We start from the raw sequence: 18,315 nt of genomic DNA on the forward strand, positions 1-18,315 counted from the left end.
GATTTGCTATGGAAAATAAACCCTCTAATTGCTGTAGTTCAAAGAATACGTGTTCTGATACCACTCCGATAAATGGAAGTGGTGATGTGCCGTCGAATGCTAAAGAATCCGTTTTTAAAGTTAGCGGAATGGACTGCGCCGATGAGATTGCGGCGATTAAAAATTCTTTGGATTTAGATAAAGTATTTCGGGTGGAGGCGAATCTGATGTCCTCTACTGTTCACGTCTGGCATTCACCAGATTTTGAAGGAAGTGAGATACAAAATTTCATCAATAAGTCTGGAGTGAAGGTTATTGCCTCTGATGCGAAGAAAAGGGCAATTCCTTTGCAGAGAGTCGCCCTGGTTTCAGCGTCCGGAACTTTGGTAGGTGCGGTTATATTGGTCAATTTTGCTTTATCCGCTCAGAACCCGTTTGTTGTTATTCTAAGTCTAGCGTCAATTCTTTGCGGAGGGATTTTGGTTTTTCCAAAAGCTTTCCGAGCTGTAAAACAGGGTCATTTAGATATGAATGTCTTAATGACTGTCGCAGTTTTAGGGGCAATCTATCTTCGCGATTATATTGAAGCAGCCACCGTGGTATTCTTGTTCGCTTTTTCAGAACTTTTGGAAACGATCAGTGTGGTAAGGGCTCGGAAAGCAATTCAAGAAGTTATCAATATTAGCCCTAAAACTGCTTTGCTGAAGAGCGCAGATGGCATCGTTCAGTCTGTGATGGTGGAATCTCTGAAGATTGGCGATGTGGTTGTCGTTAGGCCAGGCGATCTTTTTCCTATTGATGGCGTTCTTGCAGTTGGTGAAACCGAGGTCAATCAGGCGCCATTAACGGGCGAATCTACTCCTATTAAAAAGACCGTGGGAGATAGTGTATTTGCTGGAACCGTGAATATTTCTGGAGTCGCCGAAGTAAAAGTCATCAAAGGATTCAAAGATTCAAAAGTATCGCAAATAATACGAATGGTGGAAGATGCGCAAAAGAGTAAAGCACCTTCTCAAAGATTTGTAGATCAGTTTGCCAGAATTTATACACCTGCTGTATTTATCTTAGGCTTATTGATTTGTCTTGTGCCTCCGTTGCTATTTGGCGGTGCATGGAACGAATGGATTTACAAGGCACTGGTTCTTTTAGTGATTGCCTGCCCTTGTGCTTTGGTGATTTCGACGCCAGTTTCTGTTGTTTCTGGATTGACAGCAATGGCGCGCCGAGGAGTTTTGGTTAAGGGAGGAGTATTCTTAGAGACCCTTGGGAAACTCAAAGCTCTTGCTGTTGATAAAACGGGTACAATTACTGAAGGTGTCCCTCAGGTTGTTTCACTTAAGAAGTGGAATAGCATTGATGAAAAAGAAATTGTTAGAATAGCTGTATCAATTGAGAAACTTTCTTCTCATCCTTTAGCTGAGGCGATAGTTCGATATGCTGAAAAAATTGGAGTTTCCCCTGATAATATCGAAAAGTCACAAAATGTGCAGGGTAGAGGAGTATTTGCAACTCTTGATGGACACGATTATTTCCTTGGTAATCATCGATTTACACATGAACTTGGAGTGTGTAGTCAAGAGTTGGAGGAGTATCTTCGAACTCTTGAAGAGCAAGCTTTGTCGGTGATTGTGGTGGGGCACCAACCCCATGACAATTGTGATGGAGAAGTGCTTGGTGTTTTCGGAGTAGGTGATAAGGTTCGAGAAAATGCCAAGGCAGCCATTCAGAAGATACATCAGGCTGGATGTAGAACTATTGTCATGCTGAGCGGAGACAACAACCGAACTGTCGAAACAATATCAAAACAAGTGGGAATTGATCAGGTATTTGGTGAGTTACTTCCTGAAGGCAAAGTTGAAAAGGTGAAGGAGCTTGTTAGCAAGTACCAATATGTAGGGATGGTAGGGGATGGTATCAATGATGCTCCAGCGTTGGCTCAGGCCTCCATTGGAATTGCAATGGGCGCCATCGGTACAGATGCAGCAATTGAGACGGCTGATGTGGCATTAATGAAAGATGACCTTGAACAGCTCTCAATCGCCATTTCTCAGGGGAAAAGAACCCTGGGCATCATACGATTTAATATTGTGTTTGCGCTTGCATTGAAGGCGGTATTTCTGATCTTAGCCCTGCTTGGGTATTCAAGTATGTGGATGGCGATTGCTGCTGATACCGGAGCAACTCTAGTAGTGATTTTGAATGCGCTAAGGCTTTTGAAAATTAGTTCACAATAGAAGATTGGAGAGAATTTATGAAAAATAGAGTTGGATTTTTTTTAGTTATTTCGACATTTATGGTTGGTTGCGCTGGATCGGTTGTGAAGTATGATTCTGAGTCTGCCAAAAGTGGATTTATTAAGGTAGCCTTGGGCTCGAAGGAGAACGTGCACGTGAGTGATAAGATTTTCCTGCTCGAGCGTAAATGCATTGAAACTCCTAAAGTACCAATTTGTAAGTTTGATCCCATTGGAACACTCACGGTTAAAGAAGTTAAAGAAAGCTATTCTGTTGTAGAGCCGGATAAAGACATTATTTTCAAGGAAGGTTATTACTTTAAGTTTGCAATGCATTGTGAAGATAATGCGGAAAAATGTAAGGCTGAAGGAGTAGAGGAATCTAAGTTTCAAAAGAGTGGGAGATAAAATTTATGAAAGATCAGTCTTCTTACCTGAAGATTGATCTAGCAGTAGGCAACTTTCCAAAGGGCCGGATATTGATGAAGTTCGTCGAATCCTTGTTGGGGTAAATAGATTATAGGAAATTGTGCGAGTGAAGATCCATCTGATATTTCACTCGCATAAGTCTTATTTTACTTGCAGCTTTCCATTTAGCATATTCATTCCACATGAATATGCGAGATCACCTTTCTCAAGTTTCCCCAAATCAAAAGTCACAGTCTTATTTAGTGGAAGATCCTTCTTCGTTTTCTTTGATGGTATCTGTAATTCAGTGGCGCAAGTCGCTTCGGTTTTTCTGGTTACTTTGAGGATCACCGGGGTTCCTGCTTTAACGTCAACTTGACTTGGCTCAAATCCATTTTCAGTGACTGAGATTTCGATGACTTGGGGAAGGGGGCTTTCATGTCCCGCTTTTGCAAAAAGACTTGGTGCCGACAAAATGACAGCTGTTAGAAGCAATAGTTTCTTCATACTTTTTCTCCTATTAAATTAGATTTTAATTTAAAACGTTCGTTGTACTTCCACATATAATAAATGACAGGATAAATCAGAAGCTCCAATACGAACGAAGTCAAGAGGCCTCCGATCATAGGTGCTGCGATCCGTTTCATTACGTCAGCTCCGGCTCCTACCGACCACATGATAGGGATAAGCCCCATGAAAAGAGCTGCTACAGTCATTAATTTGGGGCGCACCCTATGAACAGCACCTTCGATGATCGCATTTTTTAAATCCTCAGTGTTATTCATTTGTCCTTTACGAATTCGATCTTCATAGGCAAGGTCCAAATACATCAGCATGAAGACGCCTGTTTCGGCATCAAGACCCATAAGGGCAATCATTCCGACCCAAGCTGCGATAGACATATTGTATCCTAGTGCAATAAGAAGCCAGACAGCTCCGACAAGAGAAAATGGAATGGCCAGAAGGACAATGCCTGTTTTGGGCCACGACTTAGTGTTCAAATGAAGAAGAAAGATGATTAGAAGTAGAGTTAGAGGAATAACAACCTTAAGTCGTTCTTTCACCCTCTCCATATTTTCAAACTGTCCACTCCACGAGATCAAATAGCCTTCAGGAACATTGAGTTTTTGTGAAAGAACTTTTTTCGCACCTTCAACATAAGAACCGATATCGACTTTATTAGGATCAATATCGATATATACATAACCAACAAGTTGAGCGTTTTCATCTCGAATCATCGAGGCGCCTTCCTTATAGTGAACCTTCGCGATTTGAGAAAGAGGGATTTGTGCGCCCGTTGGTGATGATATCAAAACTCTTTTTATGGTTTCAAGATCTTGTCGGAAAGCGGGAGCAAAGCGAACTTGTATTGGATAACGTTCGCGGGATGAAAGCGTTTGCGAAACATTCTCGCCACCGATGGCTGCCATGGCCTGATCTTGGGCATCTTTTAGTGAAAGGCCGTACTGTTGAAGTGAATCTCGATTAAAATCAATATCGAGGAAATAGCCACTGGCGATTCTTTCTGCAACGACGGTGCGGGTGCCGTCAAGTGGCTTCAAAAGGCGCTCAACATCTTGACCTATTTTTTGAATTTCATTTAAATCTTTGCCAAAGATTTTTACGCCGATCGCACTACGAATACCTGTTGAAAGCATGTCGATTCTATTTTTAATAGGCATTGTCCAGATATTAGGCATTCCAATAAAAGCAAGCTTCTCATTCATTTCTTCGACAAGCTTTTCTTCACTGATAGTCTCAGGCCAAACTCTCTCAAAAGGAGATTTTAAGATGTTCGGCAAGAAAGAGTACCAGCGATCTATTTTTCTCCATTCTGATTTTGGCTTTAGAACAATAGTTGTCTCCACCATACTGATCGGTGCCGTATCTGTCGAGGTTTCTGCTCTTCCAGCTTTTCCAAAAACGGTATCTACTTCAGGAAAAGATTTTAAAATCTGATCCTGTACCGTTAGAACTTTTTGGGCTTCGCCGACAGAAAGGCCAGGTAAAGCCGTTGGCATATAAAGAAGGCTTCCCTCATGAAGGGTGGGCATGAACTCAGAGCCAAGCATTGCAAAACCCGGAATAATCGACAGGACTCCAACAAAGGCCAGCGTGAGCGTTGTTTTTTTATGCTCAAGGACCCAACGAATTGCGGGTTCATACCACGCAAAAAGTCGGCGAGTAATCGGGTGTTTGTGCTCTGAATAGTAAGTACCAACGAGCGTGGCATTGCCAAGTTTATTTAACCATGGATTTGGTCCATGAAATTTGTCGGCTCGAGCAAACATCATTCGCATGGCTGGATCAAGAGTGATTGCCAATAGAGCGGCAATGGCCATCGCGAAGTTTTTGGAAAGCGCCAAGGGTCGGAACAAGCGACCTTCCTGATCCACGAGAGTAAAGATGGGTATAAATGCGACTGCGATCACCAAAAGAGAGAAAAAAACAGAAGGTCCCACTTCCTTTAAGGCTTCAAGACGCACACTAAAGAAGTCCTCTTTTCTTCCGTTCTCATCCCAATGTTGAATTTTGCGGTAAGCATTTTCAACTTCAACAATGGCACCGTCGACAAGAACGCCAATGGAAATTGCGATCCCCGCCAAGGACATAATGTTCGAGCTTTGCCCAATAAGATAAAGGGGAATGAAAGCTAATAGGACGGAAACGGGAATAGTAATGATAGGGACGAGAGCAGAAGGAATGTGCCAAAGAAACAAAAGAATAATAATACTTACGATGACAAGCTCTTCGACCAGAGTAGAACGCAAGGTTTCCATCGCTCGTTCAATGAGATCAGAGCGATCATAGGTTGAAATGATCTTTACACCTTCTGGTAGCGTTTTTTGGATCTCGGAAATTTTATTTTTAACTTTTTGAATAACAGCAGGAGCATCTTCCCCCTGGCGCATGACGATGATGCCTCCTACAGCATCACCAAGGCCGTTATAGTCAGTGATTCCACGACGCATTTCAGGTCCTACAGAGACAGTCGCTACTTGTTTGACTAATACCGGAGCCCTGCTTTTGGAATTAAAAGAGACAACAGCTTTTTCAAGGTCCGTCGTTTTCTCAACAAGACCGCGACTTCGAATCATTGCCTCTGTGCCGGAGTATTCTATGGTTCTTGCGCCACTTTCCTGATTGGCATTTTTTACGGCATCCATGACTTGAGAGAACGTCACTTGGTAAAGATCAAGCTTTCTTGGATCAACTTTCACCTGGTATTGTTTCACAAATCCACCGACAGAAGCGACTTCGGCGACACCGGGAACAGATTGAAGCTGAAAGCGTAGGTTCCAGTCTTGAAGGCTGCGAAGCTCTGCTGAATTCATTTTTCCGGATTGATCTTGAAGGACATACTGATAGACCCAGCCTACGCTTGTAGCATCAGGTCCAAGCTCTGTTTTAACTCCGGCAGGAAGTTGTGAAGTGATGCGATTAAGACTTTCCAGGACGCGGCTGCGAGCCCAATACAGATCCGTTCCATCTTCAAAGATCACATAGACATAGGAATATCCATAGTCGGAAAAGCCACGAACGGATTTAATTTTAGGTGCCCCTAAAAGTGAAGAAACAATCGGGTAGGTTACTTGGTTTTCAACGACGTCGGGAGAGCGATCCCATTTGGAGTAGATGATTACTTGTGTATCTGAAAGATCGGGAATGGCGTCCAGAGGAATTCGTTTCAGAGAATAAAAGCCAATTACCAATAAGACTGCTGTAACTGAAAGAACTAGGAAACGATTATGCGCCGAAAACGATATGATTCTTTTTATCATATTCAACCCTCACCCGGCATACACATGGCCATCGGGACATCCCAGTGTTGTCCCTTTGGGCAAGCTGGCTTAGAGGGCGCGCTTTCGGGTCCCCCTTTAGGCATTGATACGCCTCTGATCTTGCTTTCAGAATCAATCAAGAAATTCGGTCCGCTGGAGATTAAATCTCCCTCTTGAAGGCCATCGACTATTTCGTAGTAATTTTGAGTGTGAACTCCGAGTTTTACACTTTTGGCTGAAAGAACATTGTCTGATGAAAATAAGTAAATCAAATCCTCGGTTCCGGTATGGAGAACAGCATCCTCTGGAATCGCAATTTTGTTTTTTAAAGGTATATCAATAGAACCTTCAAATGTCATTTCACTGGGCATTGGTTTGGTATTCTTAAGCTGTCCCACAACCCGAACTGTTCTGCTTGTCGGGTCAACAATGTTATCGATACCTGTTATAATACCTTCGAAACTTTCATCAGGCAGAGCGGGGGACTTTCCCGTAAACTTGATCCCGGTTTTTAAAAGACTGAGATCCTGTTCATAAACCTGAAAAGAAATACTGTGAGATGAGTTGAAGCGTCCCGCCACTGGAATCTTAATTTCAAGATTCATTTTTTCAACTTTGTGTTTTGATACGCCAACCAGAGACAACAGATTTGCAGGAGAAACAACGCTGCCACGGTTTTTTGTGGCATCAGATTGAGCTGTTTGAGTTTCGGCGGCTTGGGCTTCTACCTTGACCAAGTCCATATGGCAGATGGGGCATTTTCCCGGGGTGTCCATGTGAATAAATGGATGCATCGGACAAGTGTAGTAAGACGTCCCTTCCGCAAGAGTAATTTTTCCTTTTGAGTCTGTAGATTTAGAGGATAAATATTTTTTGCCCAGCCAAAGCCCGACCACTGCGAAGATTGTTATAACTGTCAAAAGTTGTTTTTTACTCATTTGAATCTCCAGTGGATTTCCATCTCTCAAGTTCGGAAATACTTTTTTCATAGGCAAGGCGAAGATCCAGAGCTTTTAGTTCTAAGTCGCTCAGAGCTTCCATCGTTTCTCGATGGTCCTGAAGGGATTCCATATCTCTAGGAACAATGTTCTGCACGATCTGCATTCTTCGATGCGCTTTTGGAATAAGTTTTTCTTCGATTGTTGTAAGTTGGTTTTTAAGGGATCGCGCGCGAGTCCAACTTGTGGTCTTCGACAAATTAATTTCCAGCTGTGCTTTTTTGAGTCTTAATTCAGATTCTAGTCTTTCAGAGGAACTCTTTTTCTCTTCAGATGATGAATCCCATGGGAATAAAAAAGGAAGAGTCATGCCAACCATAATTTCAGAGTATTGGGGCATCATTTGAGTTGCGCCCATTTCTTTGTAGGTAAAGGTAAAATCGGGGAACCAAGATTGCTTTGCTGCTGATTCGCGAGCTATAAAGCTTTGGAGTTCAAGCTGACTGGCTTGGAGTTGCGGAGGATCGCTTTTAAAGTCTGTATCTGTAGGAAGGGGAGAAAGAGTGGGCTCTTCTGGATCAGGGATCTTTGTCGCCGAGGGAAGATTCATCAATAAGGAAATCTTAAGTCGGCCTTCTTCGAGGACTTGGTTGGCAACTTCCAAATCATTGTCCAAGAGATCTAGGTCAGACTCTGTTTTTATATAGTGAAGCTTCATTGTGCTATCCGAACGAATTCCTGCCCGTGCTAGCTGCAAGTGCTTAGACAAAATATCTTTTTTTTGGCGGAGGATTCGGATTTTTTCGAACGCCGCCCAGTACTCATAGAAGGCCTGTTTGGCTTCGCTGAGTATGTCATTTTGTCTCGCAGAAACATTAGCCTTTTGTGCTTGTGCTTCTAGATTTCTTGAAGATTTATTTTTTACAATTTTTCCCGGGAAGGGAACAGTTTGGGAAATTTCAAATCCTTGAGCCGCGCTGCCTTCTTTTTCTGTCAATTTAGAAAAACTCACCATGGGAGGAGGAATATTGACAGCAGAGCTACCAGCTTCAGCAGCGTTCAACTTAGCCTGTTCCATTTTGAGATCGAGATTTTGGGCCTGGACGCTTTTGAGAAATTCTTGCAGGCGTAGACCATCGGCAGCAAAAGATGCATGGCCGAAAAGGACTAAGATTATGCTAATAATGCCTGTTAGTAGTCTCATACTTAGTAATAGAAACCGGAAGCCACATTGTGACAAGGTTTTTAATAAATATTATTTTGTTAAAGCGGCCACTGATGCGGGGATGTGATGGGAATGTTCATGGTCATATGCTTCCTCCGTTTCAGCTTGAAATGAAAAATTACAGTTACAAAATGTATGCTGAAATGATGGCTGGACGTTAGGATCTTTGAACAAAAAGGATCCGCTCAATCTCAGATTTACTAGAGATTCTAGTTGTCGAAGCTTAAAGTTTAAGGAAAAAAATGGATATCCAAGACGACTAATAAGCAATAATTGTCCGCCCCTTGATCAAAGCATTCCCATCCATACGCGGAGGAACGGTCAGGAAAGGAACTGACTTCAAAAGGACCGTCCTTCGTTCGCGTTTTGATGTCTCCCTGAATTACTCGCTTCGTATTTATGATGTTGGTAAACAGCAGGCGCTACGAACAAACTTTCTCACCAAAGAGCATTTAATTGAGATTATCAATTTTCACTCTCGTTATCTCCAGGTCTTTCAAAAGGTCGTATTTTCTTTTTTGTGAAGAGAACCAGCGGTCTGTTGCTCCTACCAGATCCGGTGAATTCTTAATTCCGCGTTTGTACTCGCCAACAGTCATCTCAAAGTACTTTCTAGAGGATTCTAGCTTTCGTTCATTTATATCGTAAAGATCTCTTAACTCCTTCATCTTCTCTGAAAGAGAATTAAATAGACTTTGAGAGTCCAGATGAGTCTGGTTTGAACGTGCTTTTGATGAGGATATGCCTGAGTTCGCAGACCGAGATCTGTAGACGGTATCAAATCCAGAAAATAGAGGTATTATAACCTGCAGGGCGTATTTTGTCTCATTGAAGTCCATAGGAGTATTCTCTGAAGGTGTGATCCTGCCAAAGCTATAGACAAAGTCTACGGATGGCAAAAAATCTGCCTTGATGCTTTTCTTGTCAAGTTCAGCCAGCCTTGCTTGCATAGTCGCTTTTTGGTTTGCTAGGTTTTGTTCAGGGGTGAAAGGATTCAGTTCGGTCAGTTTGCGAATATCAGTGAATGCTAGTTTGCTAAGGTCACTGTCAGAGACATCAGCTCCAAACAATTGAACAAGCTTAAGATGAGACTCTTTATGAAGTTGATCAATCTGTCTTTGCTGAATACGAATTTCATCCTCTCTTAAATCGAACTCAAGATTATCGACAGCACTTGTTAGGCCAGCAGTCACTTTTTTTCCAGCCCATGACTTTTGAGACTTAGTTACCTTTTCTTCTTCAACAAGAATTTCTTGTAATTTGTGGAGATAAATCATTTCACTGGTAACTTCGATAAGCTGTTGTCTCAATTCACGCCTGGTCGTTTCATATTCAATGCCCGAAAGCTGAACTTCGATTTTTCTTTGCTCCGAGATTGAGACATTTTTAAAGCCATTGAATAGATTTAGGCGGCCATCAAGATATCCAAAATAGCCTTTGTCTCTCTCTCCCGGATCCTCAACACGATTTTCGCCCCAGCCACCTACGGCATTAAGAGTAGGGTAGTAATTGGAGTATGAAGATTTCAAAATATTTTCTTTTGCCTGGAGATCATTTTTTAAAGCTTCAAGAGTTTTATTTTTTTCACTCAACTGTTGCTCAAGATTCGTAATGCCATCCATGGCGGAGGCATTTAAACCTAAAAATAAACCGATCAAAAGAAATCCTTTTTTCATAAAATTACTCCGGAATGCCAAGACTATTTTTCTACCTGAAATTTAAAAGAATCCTTTTTCCCATTAGTTTCGGTGGTGACATTAACCTCGACTCTATAAGCGTTCTTGAAATCAACTTGGGATGTAAAAGCTCCGTCTTTTTGAATAACTTTTAAAGCCTCTGCTTTACCTTTAGGAGCCTTAGCCGTAGCATTTACCTTTACTTTATCAGAAGGAACGTCTTTTCCTTCATGGGTAATTGGATAAATTTTCACTTCCCCTGCTGAAACCATATACTCAAGATTGATTTCTTTTCCAGCAAGTACGGTTCCGCCGTGAGATGCCTTTAGCATTCCAGGAGCTTGATCGTGGCCTTCGTGAGCGAATGCAGGTTGGATAAGAAAAACAGCGCTAATTGATAACAATAATTTTCTCATTTGATTCTCCTAATGATGAGTTGGTGTAAGTTCAACTTCTTTTGATTTTAGATTCTTTTCAGCCGATTTTCTTCCAAAGTGAAAGAAGACTGTAGGTGTAACAAACATATCGAGCAAGGTTGAGCTTAACAAACCTCCTACGATAACGACAGCAACAGGGTGAAGAATTTCTTTACCTGGAGCACCTTTAGCAAGGACGAGGGGCAAAAGACCCAAGATAGCTGTTAAAGCAGTCATTAAGACGGGCACTAGGCGTTCCAATGAACCTCTAATTACCATCTCCTTCGTAAACTCTTCGCCTTCATATTTCATAAGGTGCAAATAGTGCGAGATCATCATAATTCCATTGCGACTTGCTATTCCGCAAAGCGTGATGAATGCCACCATTGTCGCAATTGAAAATGTTCTATCTGAAAGGTAAATGGCAATGAGACTGCCGATTAAGGCCATCGGAATATTCAGCATAATTTGAATAGCGATGAAAGATGATTTGAAGTGCGCATAAAGAACAACAAATACACCAATCAATGACAGAGTGCCCAGAAGCAGAATCAACTTGCTGGCAGAGCGCTGACTTTCAAATTGACCGCCATATTGGATAAAGTATCCTTCTGGAAGCTGAACTTTAGACGTTATATTTTTTTGAATTTCGGAAACGAGGCTATCCAAATCGCGACCAGATGAGTTTGCCGATATAACAATTCTACGTTGAGCATTTTCTCTGCTGACTTGGTTTGGACCCTGAGATTCATAGACATCGGCTACTTTTTCAAGAGTGATTTTCGTTCCATCCGGCATGATTTTTAGAGCCGTCTTCTTCATGACGTCTAAGTTGGCTCTAGATTGGTCATCAAACCTCATATAGACGTTGAAAGTTCTTTGTTGGTCGAGCACTTGGCTAATGACTTCTCCGTTAAGGGCCTTCTCAAGAGTTTCGGAAAGTTCACCAAGGACGATGCCGTATTTAGCTGCCTCTTCTCTTAGAAGTTGGATTTTTACTTGAGGGATCAATACTTGTTGTTCGACTTGAAGATCTACCAGACCTTTTGTGCCTTCCAAGGCTTTATATATTTCTGAAGCTTTAGTTCTCAGAATACCTAAATCGGTTCCAAAAACTTTAATAGCAATTTGCGCACGAACTCCGGAAAGAAGATGGTCCAAGCGGTGCGAAATAGGCTGGCCTATATTCACAAAGACGCCTTCAACTTGCTTCATTTTTGTTCGCATCTCATCAAGGACTAACTCGCGAGGTCGCCCTCCGGCTTTAAAATCTACGTCGATTTCAGATGAGTGGACGCCTTCTGCGTGCTCATCTAACTCAGCTCGACCTGTTCTTCTTGCTACTGATTTTATTTCTGGAATCGAAAGGAAGATCTCTTCCACTTGCGTCCCAATTTTATTTGATTCATCAAGAGAAATTCCTGGCTGAGCTAATACTGTGATCGTAGCGGTACCTTCGTTAAACTTAGGCAGAAAATCTCTTCCCATGAATGGAATCAAAAGAAGGGATGCTGCAAAAAGAGCCAAAGTACCCGCAATAATAGGTTTATGATGATCGAGTGCTTTTTCAAGAAGCTTACGATCCAAGTCCTTCAGCTTCTTAACTAGCTTGCTGTCCTCATGCTCAATGAGTTTATCCTTAGAGAGTAGGAATGAACAAAGAACAGGGGTAATAGTAAGAGAAACAAATAGAGAAGCAATTAATGAAACTATATAGGCAACTCCGAGTGGAATAAAAAGGCGACCTTCGATACCGCTCATGTAAAAGAGCGGCAGGAACACGAGAACCACGATGATTGTAGCAAAGACGATTGAATTTCTAACTTCCGATGAAGCATTGTAAACTACTTGCAAAGTAGGCAGCGGATTGGACAGACTTTTATTTTCCTTAAGTCGACGGAATACATTTTCTACGTCAACTATAGCGTCGTCAACAAGCTCTCCAATTGCAACTGCAAGCCCCCCTAAAGTCATCGTATTTACAGATAGACCTAAATAGTGGAACACAATTGCTGTGACTAAAAATGAAAGAGGGATTGCTGTTAAAGTAATCGCCGTTGTTCGGAAATTCATGAGAAATATGAAAAGAACTGCAAATACGAGAATTGTACCATCTCGTAAAGCTTCTTTAACGTTATCGACTGCTGCCTCAATGAAGTGCGCTTGCTTGAAAAGATCCTTTGTGAGCACAGCACCTGGAGGAAGGGATTTTTCGAGTTCTTTTAAAGCAGAATCGACAGTTTCAGTCAGCTCAACGGTATTTGCGCCCGGTTGTTTTTGGACACTTAGAATGACGGCAGGCTTGCCGTTGACACTTCCATCTCCTCGTTTTATTTGAGCGCCAATTTTCACCTCAGCAATATCCTTTACGAAGACAGGCTTTCCCAAATGAAGCCCGACTACAGTATTTTTAATGTCTTCCTCTGAGCGAATTGTACCGATGTTGCGGATCAAAAATTCCTTTTTCTCTAAATCAATGTAGCCACCAGTTGTGTTAAGGCTAATTTTTGATAGAGATTTTTCGATTTCTTCGAGTGGAATTTGAACCTTTTGAATTTTCTCAGCAGAAAGTAAAATTTGATATTGTTTTACACCACCACCAATGCCAATGACTTGTGCTACACCCGGAATTGCTAGCAGGCGAGGGCGAATTGTCCAGTCCGCATAAGTTCTCAAGTCCAATGGACTTACTTTTCCATCGGGTGCAGAGAGACCAATGAGTTGAATTTCCCCCATGATAGATGCGATAGGACCCATTACGGGTGTGACTCCCTGCGGGAGTTTCTCTTTTGCTAATTGAAGCTTTTCAGAAACCAGCTGTCGATTTCTGTAAATGTCGGTGTCCCAAGCGAACTCTACATAAATAACGGACAAGCCAATACCAGTGGTAGAACGAACACGCTCTACGCCAGGTAAGCCATTAAGTACGGTTTCTAATGGAAGCGTGACAAGTGTTTCGACTTCCTCAGGGGCCATGCCAGGGGCTTCTGTCATGATATTTACTGTCGGCCTATTCAAATCTGGGAATACGTCCACTGGCATTCGGCTCACTGTAAAGAGCCCGTATGCTGTAATTAGAATGCCTAATGCAATCACAAATAATCTGTGAGTCAGTGAAAAACGTATGATTCGATCTAACATGGCAAGCCCCTTGTGTCAGATTTAGTGATGGCCGCCGTGTCCGTCATCAATTTTTTCAAGTTTTAGAGGAAGCTCGTAAGAAGCTTGATTTCCTTTTTGCCCTTCGCGCTGGCTATTAACAAGAAGTTGTCCTTTTTTCTTAAGGTCAATGTTCGTTGGAAGCGAGCAGCTAAAGTAAGTTACTTGTGATTGACACTTAAGTGGCGATTTGGATACGGCAGGCAAAACGATTTCAACTGATGAGTTTTTTGTGGAAGGATTTTTCCAATTGATATCTAAAAGATAAACTTTGAGTTGGTTTCCATCAGCCACAACTTCTGTGTGATATGCCCCAGGCATTCTAATAAAACCACCGTTTGGTCCAGGTTTATCTTCGCCGTGAGAGAATGCTTTAGACGCAATGAGAATCGAAATAGTCAGAATAATTTTTTTCACCGAGAGCCTTTCTTAATAGAGAATAAGAGGTAGTTTCCTACCCCTTATTAGGTGAACGATCGCCGTTATGTGACAGAAATTAAAAAACTTTGATTGAAAGTGGTATCGTATTGAGAATTCCACCATCTATATATTGTATCCAAAGACGGTAGCTTCCGGCTTGAGGGAATGTGGCATGAATCATTCCTTCATTCGGCTTTGATCCATTCATTGGATGAACATGTAAAAGACTGTCCCCATCCTCTGGTACGGCGACAACGTGAGCAAAAGCACCTAAGTAAGGTTCAATTTGTGGCTGCGAGCCATCGGTGCGAGATAGCTTTACGGAAAGCATAATCATTTTTCCGGCAGAGATCTTATTTGTACCTAGGTCGACTTTATAGATTCCGGAAGTTCCTGAACGAACGTCTTCAAGAATGGGTGGCGCAGGCCAAGCTGCTGCGCCTCCTGTTATTTCGATTCTATTGAAAGAAGAAAATTCTTCTCCGTCAGCTGCAAGTTGTCCTTGCGCCCAAACCCAATAATTCCCATTTACGGAGAAATTTAACTCAACACTCCAAGCGTCATCCTTAAATTCAGGGTGAACGTGTTGGAATTCTCTTAGAGAGGGATCATATACTAAAAGATGAATTTTCTTTTCATGAGATAGCTGCAGATCAGTATCTGCAATGAGTTTGTTGCTTGCTGTGTCTACTAATTGAAACTGATAGATCACTTTACCAGCTTGTGATTTGACCAGATCACTTTCTAACGCAACTCGCGATTCTTCACCGTGAGCATGTGCAAGTTGAGCTCCTAGTGCTAGGCAAAGAAGCAATAATAATTTTTTCATGATTCCTCCGAGGAATTTTATAATTTTGCTTGAACCTATACCCCCCGTAGGGTATCAGTCAATCCTGAATCGAAAGGAATTTGACGTGTCGGAAAAAACAAAAACTCATGGAAAGAAGAGTGCTGTAAAGCAGATGCATCACCATCACGGTGAGCATCACGACCATCCTGATCACTCAATACATCTTAAGCGCCTTCATAAGGTAAAAGGACAAATTGAGGGCATAGAGAAAATGATTTTGGACCAAAGATATTGTCCAGACATTATAAATCAGGTGAAGGCGGCTTCTGCTGCCTTGAGGGCTGTAGAAGCGGAAATTTTTAAATCGCATCTTCGTGGATGTGTCAAAGATGCTTTTAGTTCGAAAGACCCCTTCGCAGCGGAAGAGAAAATTCAAGAAGTAATGAAAATGGTTTTTTAAAATAGGGGAACTAATGAAAAGACTGGTTGTTTCAGTTTTACTAATGGCTATAAGTTTATCTGCTGATGCTAAAGTCACAGTCAAGGACGTCAAATATTACCGTGATCTGACAAATAGTCTTCGAAGTGAGGCGACCTTCAAAGTGCCAATGATTGGCATGGAGCAGATCTTTACCTATCAGCTTAAATTGGCAGCGCCTATATACCCTAAACCGATTGTTTCTGATTCAAGTTTAGGTCTTGATTCAAAAAAAAGTTATCGTACTTTTTTTGATCGCATATTTTTGGATGATAATTCACATGTGGTGATTAATGGCGAAGATATTCCTCTTACTTGTGTCTTTATTGATGGGCAAGATAATCGCTACTCTGGAGTTACCGATCCTAGATTCCCACAATTCATTATGAGGGTCTACCTAGTGGCCAACGACTATACCTGCACAGGTCCGTTGAATCCTGGCTTTCCTAAAAATGGTGGTAAAGCTGAAATGTGGGATACATATATCTACTTTGAGATCAAAGATCCTACAATCATGTTGCCTGTTGAAGCGAAAATTCGTTATCGCTGGAACGAGTTCCACGCAGTCTTGGTGAGGTAGGTATGAGACTTTTCTTAAGTACGTTATTTTTCCTCATGGCTCAAAATTCAAAAGCGGAAGTTGTTTGGTATCCAAGTCCACCGGAAGCTTATAAATTTGGGGATGTATATCCGGAGGCCCAACAGTTGCTTTTCGCCTTTGATTATGGACATGCGCTAGTATATGAAATGCTTTTGCAGGATAGAGGAAACATTGAAGATCCTGAAAAGTTTGAAAAAGATCTTCTAGCTAAAATTTTACCGATTCTTCGTAATCCACCCAAGGTTAAAGTGGATGAAACTGATATTGCGCCAAAGTACACATATACTTTTCCGCTAATTATCAATCTTTTTGATTGGTCGCACATGCTTCATCAGTATGTTTTAGACGTACTTGCGACATCTAAAGACCGTGGCCCAGTTATGATAGGACGCGTGAACCAACTTTATGCTAAATATAACTCTAACAGTGCTGTGGTTATCACGGACCAGTGTAAGACGATGCTCTTCATGGATGGGCATTATTTCTCCAAGGCCTTCCGGCGAAATTTTCCGAGCTTCAATCTTTTGATTTGGAGTTATCACTGGTTCCAAATTCGACTGTATGAAGCTTTACTAAAACCAACAATGTTGGAAAGAGACGCTGCCGTTAAGGAAACTGTAGCTCAGTTTTGGAGTCTGTTGTCAGACCTTCCGGATTCAGCCGATTTTGACATGATGCCTGAGACAGCCAAGGAAGCTCCAACGTTTGCGCGTCTTTTTCCACGCATCCCTTCGGCATTTGATAACAATCATATGCTTCATGATATTGTTTCTGATCTATTAGTTTCTGAAAAGGTAAGTACGAATAAACTACGTTCAGAAGGCATTCGCCTTGGAAGAATGTCTCAAGATCCCAACGCGTTTAAATCAGAATTTTGCAAATAAATAGGAGAATAAAATGAAATTAAAAACATTAGCTATGGCTGTGATTCTAATGATCGGGCTTGGTGCCTTCGCACATGACGAAGTTGCAAATACTATTACTATTTCAAAAGCGACCGAATTAGGTGTGCATAGAATTGAACGCCTCGTTACTTTAAAAAAAATTGATGCTTTTTTTCTATCGGGTCTTGCATCTCTTAGAGCTGAGTCCAGCAGTGAGAGTGGCGCTACATATAAAGTTTACGGATACACAGAAGCCGGAAGCGACGGGACTTACCTAACCATTACGCTATTGATGGATGCACAGGGCAAAACACTTTCTCATCAGATTACTGAGGGATTAAAACCTGCCAGTCCAATTAATTGGCCAATTAAAGATGCATCGAGCCTGATGGAAGAGGGGCTTCACTTTGTCCTTGAGGGCTGGGCGCAAAATTCAGATGTCAAACCATTCTATACAGGTTTACAGTCTATCGTCTTAACGCCAGAATATGATGCTTCGGGCAATCTATTAGCTCGGTTCACTGTTAAATCAGATGATGTTGCACAGACCCTGACAATCATATTGAAACCTGACGGCACATTTGTATCACACGAAGTGAAGTAAGATAAATGTTCAGGGGATTCATACTTCTTTTTATAACGGTTTGTTTTTTGAGTGCTTGCAATTACAGCATTCAAAAAACACCTTTTTCTTTGGTCCCATCCAATTCAAACTACAGCCAAAGTGAATTAAGTTTTGCAGCTGTATATAATAAGGTTCTCAGACCAAATTGTATCGGTTGCCACGGAAATAGTGGCGGTATTAACTTAGAATCCTATACCGCTGTTAAGACCCGTATTGATAAAGTTCGAGAATCGGTAATTGCAAAAAGAAGTATGCCGAAGTCTCCGACACCAGCACTGGATCAAGATCAGCTCGGCCTCTTAAATGCATGGATAGAGCGTGGAGCACCAGAATTTGGTACAGGTCCGTCAGAGCCCCCGTTACCATCTTTAGAGCCTACATTTGAATCCATTAAGACTCATATTTTAGAAGCAAAGTGTATCGCGTGTCATGCTCCAGGGAAACCCGTAGCGCGCATTCCGTTAGTTTCCAAACAGGATCTTTTGAATTCGCCTCTCGATATCGTGATTCCTGGGAATGCGGACGAGAGCGGACTTATTTTGGTGGTCACAGGAGCAATTGAAGACAAGTTGATGCCTCCACTAAAAGATCAACAGGGAAATCCCACTGGTTTTTCTCTTTTATCAGAAACGGAAATACAAGTTCTTCGTGACTGGATCAATGCTGGAGCAAGTAATTAAGTGGAAATTTCAAAGGGAGCA

Annotated in this window: 16 protein-coding genes; 7 read left to right on the top strand and 9 right to left on the bottom strand. The window is 41.8% G+C overall.

All coding sequences use genetic code 11. The features are described from left to right. The first annotated feature begins 8 nt into the window (after positions 1-8). A complete protein-coding gene (locus DOM22_RS05450) occupies positions 9-2,213 on the top strand; it encodes a cation-translocating P-type ATPase (RefSeq protein WP_142699401.1) in 2,205 nt (734 codons plus the stop codon). 17 nt (positions 2,214-2,230) lie between these two features. Next, the gene (locus tag DOM22_RS05455; RefSeq protein WP_142699402.1) at positions 2,231-2,620 is read left to right on the top strand and encodes a hypothetical protein; all 390 of its coding nucleotides are present in this window, start codon (positions 2,231-2,233) and stop codon (positions 2,618-2,620) included. A 162-nt stretch (positions 2,621-2,782) separates the two neighbouring features. Here DOM22_RS05455 and DOM22_RS05460 read toward each other — a convergent pair whose 3' ends face one another. The 9 genes from DOM22_RS05460 to DOM22_RS05500 form a co-directional block, all read right to left on the bottom strand. Beyond that, a complete protein-coding gene (locus tag DOM22_RS05460; RefSeq protein ID WP_142699403.1) occupies positions 2,783-3,127 on the bottom strand; it encodes a cupredoxin domain-containing protein in 345 nt (114 codons plus the stop codon). Then, positions 3,124-6,402, bottom strand: a complete 3,279-nt coding sequence (locus DOM22_RS05465; RefSeq protein WP_142699404.1) for an efflux RND transporter permease subunit — start codon at positions 6,400-6,402, stop codon at positions 3,124-3,126. The genes DOM22_RS05460 and DOM22_RS05465 overlap by 4 nt, the downstream gene beginning before the upstream one ends. Positions 6,403-6,404: 2 nt before the next feature. Then, on the bottom strand, positions 6,405-7,340 hold the full coding sequence (locus DOM22_RS05470) for a heavy metal-binding domain-containing protein (protein WP_142699405.1): 936 nt from the start codon (positions 7,338-7,340) through the stop codon (positions 6,405-6,407). Then, entirely contained in the window at positions 7,333-8,580 is a 1,248-nt protein-coding gene (locus tag DOM22_RS05475) for a TolC family protein (protein ID WP_142699406.1), read from the bottom strand. Before DOM22_RS05475 ends, DOM22_RS05470 begins: the two co-directional genes overlap by 8 nt. A gap of 437 nt (positions 8,581-9,017) precedes the next feature. Continuing rightward, a complete protein-coding gene (locus tag DOM22_RS05480; RefSeq protein WP_142699407.1) occupies positions 9,018-10,241 on the bottom strand; it encodes a TolC family protein in 1,224 nt (407 codons plus the stop codon). 23 nt (positions 10,242-10,264) lie between these two features. Continuing rightward, entirely contained in the window at positions 10,265-10,657 is a 393-nt protein-coding gene (locus DOM22_RS05485; protein ID WP_142699408.1) for a hypothetical protein, read from the bottom strand. Between the two features lie 9 nt (positions 10,658-10,666). Then, the gene (locus tag DOM22_RS05490) at positions 10,667-13,798 is read right to left on the bottom strand and encodes an efflux RND transporter permease subunit (RefSeq protein WP_142699409.1); all 3,132 of its coding nucleotides are present in this window, start codon (positions 13,796-13,798) and stop codon (positions 10,667-10,669) included. 21 nt (positions 13,799-13,819) lie between these two features. Beyond that, positions 13,820-14,233, bottom strand: coding sequence for a hypothetical protein (locus tag DOM22_RS05495; RefSeq protein WP_142699410.1), 414 nt, complete (start codon positions 14,231-14,233; stop codon positions 13,820-13,822). 79 nt (positions 14,234-14,312) lie between these two features. Next, positions 14,313-15,065, bottom strand: a complete 753-nt coding sequence (locus DOM22_RS05500; RefSeq protein WP_142699411.1) for a hypothetical protein — start codon at positions 15,063-15,065, stop codon at positions 14,313-14,315. A gap of 85 nt (positions 15,066-15,150) precedes the next feature. Here DOM22_RS05500 and DOM22_RS05505 point away from each other — a divergent pair, with 85 nt between their 5' ends. Genes DOM22_RS05505 through DOM22_RS05525 form a run of 5 tightly spaced genes read left to right on the top strand, consistent with a single transcriptional unit; the run spans position 15,151 to position 18,294 of the window. Further along, positions 15,151-15,486 carry a metal-sensitive transcriptional regulator gene (locus DOM22_RS05505; protein WP_246845856.1) on the top strand — a complete coding sequence of 112 codons (336 nt, stop codon included), beginning with the start codon at positions 15,151-15,153 and terminating at the stop codon, positions 15,484-15,486. A 13-nt stretch (positions 15,487-15,499) separates the two neighbouring features. Then, positions 15,500-16,084 carry a hypothetical protein gene (locus tag DOM22_RS05510; protein WP_142699412.1) on the top strand — a complete coding sequence of 195 codons (585 nt, stop codon included), beginning with the start codon at positions 15,500-15,502 and terminating at the stop codon, positions 16,082-16,084. 2 nt (positions 16,085-16,086) lie between these two features. Then, positions 16,087-16,989 carry a hypothetical protein gene (locus DOM22_RS05515; RefSeq protein ID WP_142699413.1) on the top strand — a complete coding sequence of 301 codons (903 nt, stop codon included), beginning with the start codon at positions 16,087-16,089 and terminating at the stop codon, positions 16,987-16,989. Positions 16,990-17,002: 13 nt separating this feature from the next. Beyond that, positions 17,003-17,593 carry a hypothetical protein gene (locus DOM22_RS05520; RefSeq protein WP_142699414.1) on the top strand — a complete coding sequence of 197 codons (591 nt, stop codon included), beginning with the start codon at positions 17,003-17,005 and terminating at the stop codon, positions 17,591-17,593. Positions 17,594-17,598: 5 nt separating this feature from the next. Beyond that, on the top strand, positions 17,599-18,294 hold the full coding sequence (locus DOM22_RS05525) for a c-type cytochrome domain-containing protein (protein ID WP_142699415.1): 696 nt from the start codon (positions 17,599-17,601) through the stop codon (positions 18,292-18,294). The last annotated feature ends 21 nt before the right edge of the window (positions 18,295-18,315 follow it).

The organism is Bdellovibrio sp. ZAP7 (assembly GCF_006874645.1).
Classification (GTDB): Bacteria; Bdellovibrionota; Bdellovibrionia; order Bdellovibrionales; family Bdellovibrionaceae; genus Bdellovibrio.

Bases quoted from the DNA above. Each gene is read 5' to 3' on its own strand.
- DOM22_RS05485 (WP_142699408.1), bottom strand. From the start codon at position 10,657: ATGAGAAAATTATTGTTATCAATTAGCGCTGTTTTTCTTATCCAACCT.
- DOM22_RS05450 (WP_142699401.1), top strand. From the start codon at position 9: ATGGAAAATAAACCCTCTAATTGCTGTAGTTCAAAGAATACGTGTTCT.
- DOM22_RS05510 (WP_142699412.1), top strand. From the start codon at position 15,500: ATGAAAAGACTGGTTGTTTCAGTTTTACTAATGGCTATAAGTTTATCT.
- DOM22_RS05500 (WP_142699411.1), bottom strand. From the start codon at position 15,065: ATGAAAAAATTATTATTGCTTCTTTGCCTAGCACTAGGAGCTCAACTT.
- DOM22_RS05455 (WP_142699402.1), top strand. From the start codon at position 2,231: ATGAAAAATAGAGTTGGATTTTTTTTAGTTATTTCGACATTTATGGTT.
- DOM22_RS05470 (WP_142699405.1), bottom strand. From the start codon at position 7,340: ATGAGTAAAAAACAACTTTTGACAGTTATAACAATCTTCGCAGTGGTC.
- DOM22_RS05520 (WP_142699414.1), top strand. From the start codon at position 17,003: ATGAAATTAAAAACATTAGCTATGGCTGTGATTCTAATGATCGGGCTT.
- DOM22_RS05465 (WP_142699404.1), bottom strand. From the start codon at position 6,402: ATGATAAAAAGAATCATATCGTTTTCGGCGCATAATCGTTTCCTAGTT.
- DOM22_RS05525 (WP_142699415.1), top strand. From the start codon at position 17,599: ATGTTCAGGGGATTCATACTTCTTTTTATAACGGTTTGTTTTTTGAGT.
- DOM22_RS05490 (WP_142699409.1), bottom strand. From the start codon at position 13,798: ATGTTAGATCGAATCATACGTTTTTCACTGACTCACAGATTATTTGTG.
- DOM22_RS05480 (WP_142699407.1), bottom strand. From the start codon at position 10,241: ATGAAAAAAGGATTTCTTTTGATCGGTTTATTTTTAGGTTTAAATGCC.
- DOM22_RS05515 (WP_142699413.1), top strand. From the start codon at position 16,087: ATGAGACTTTTCTTAAGTACGTTATTTTTCCTCATGGCTCAAAATTCA.
- DOM22_RS05460 (WP_142699403.1), bottom strand. From the start codon at position 3,127: ATGAAGAAACTATTGCTTCTAACAGCTGTCATTTTGTCGGCACCAAGT.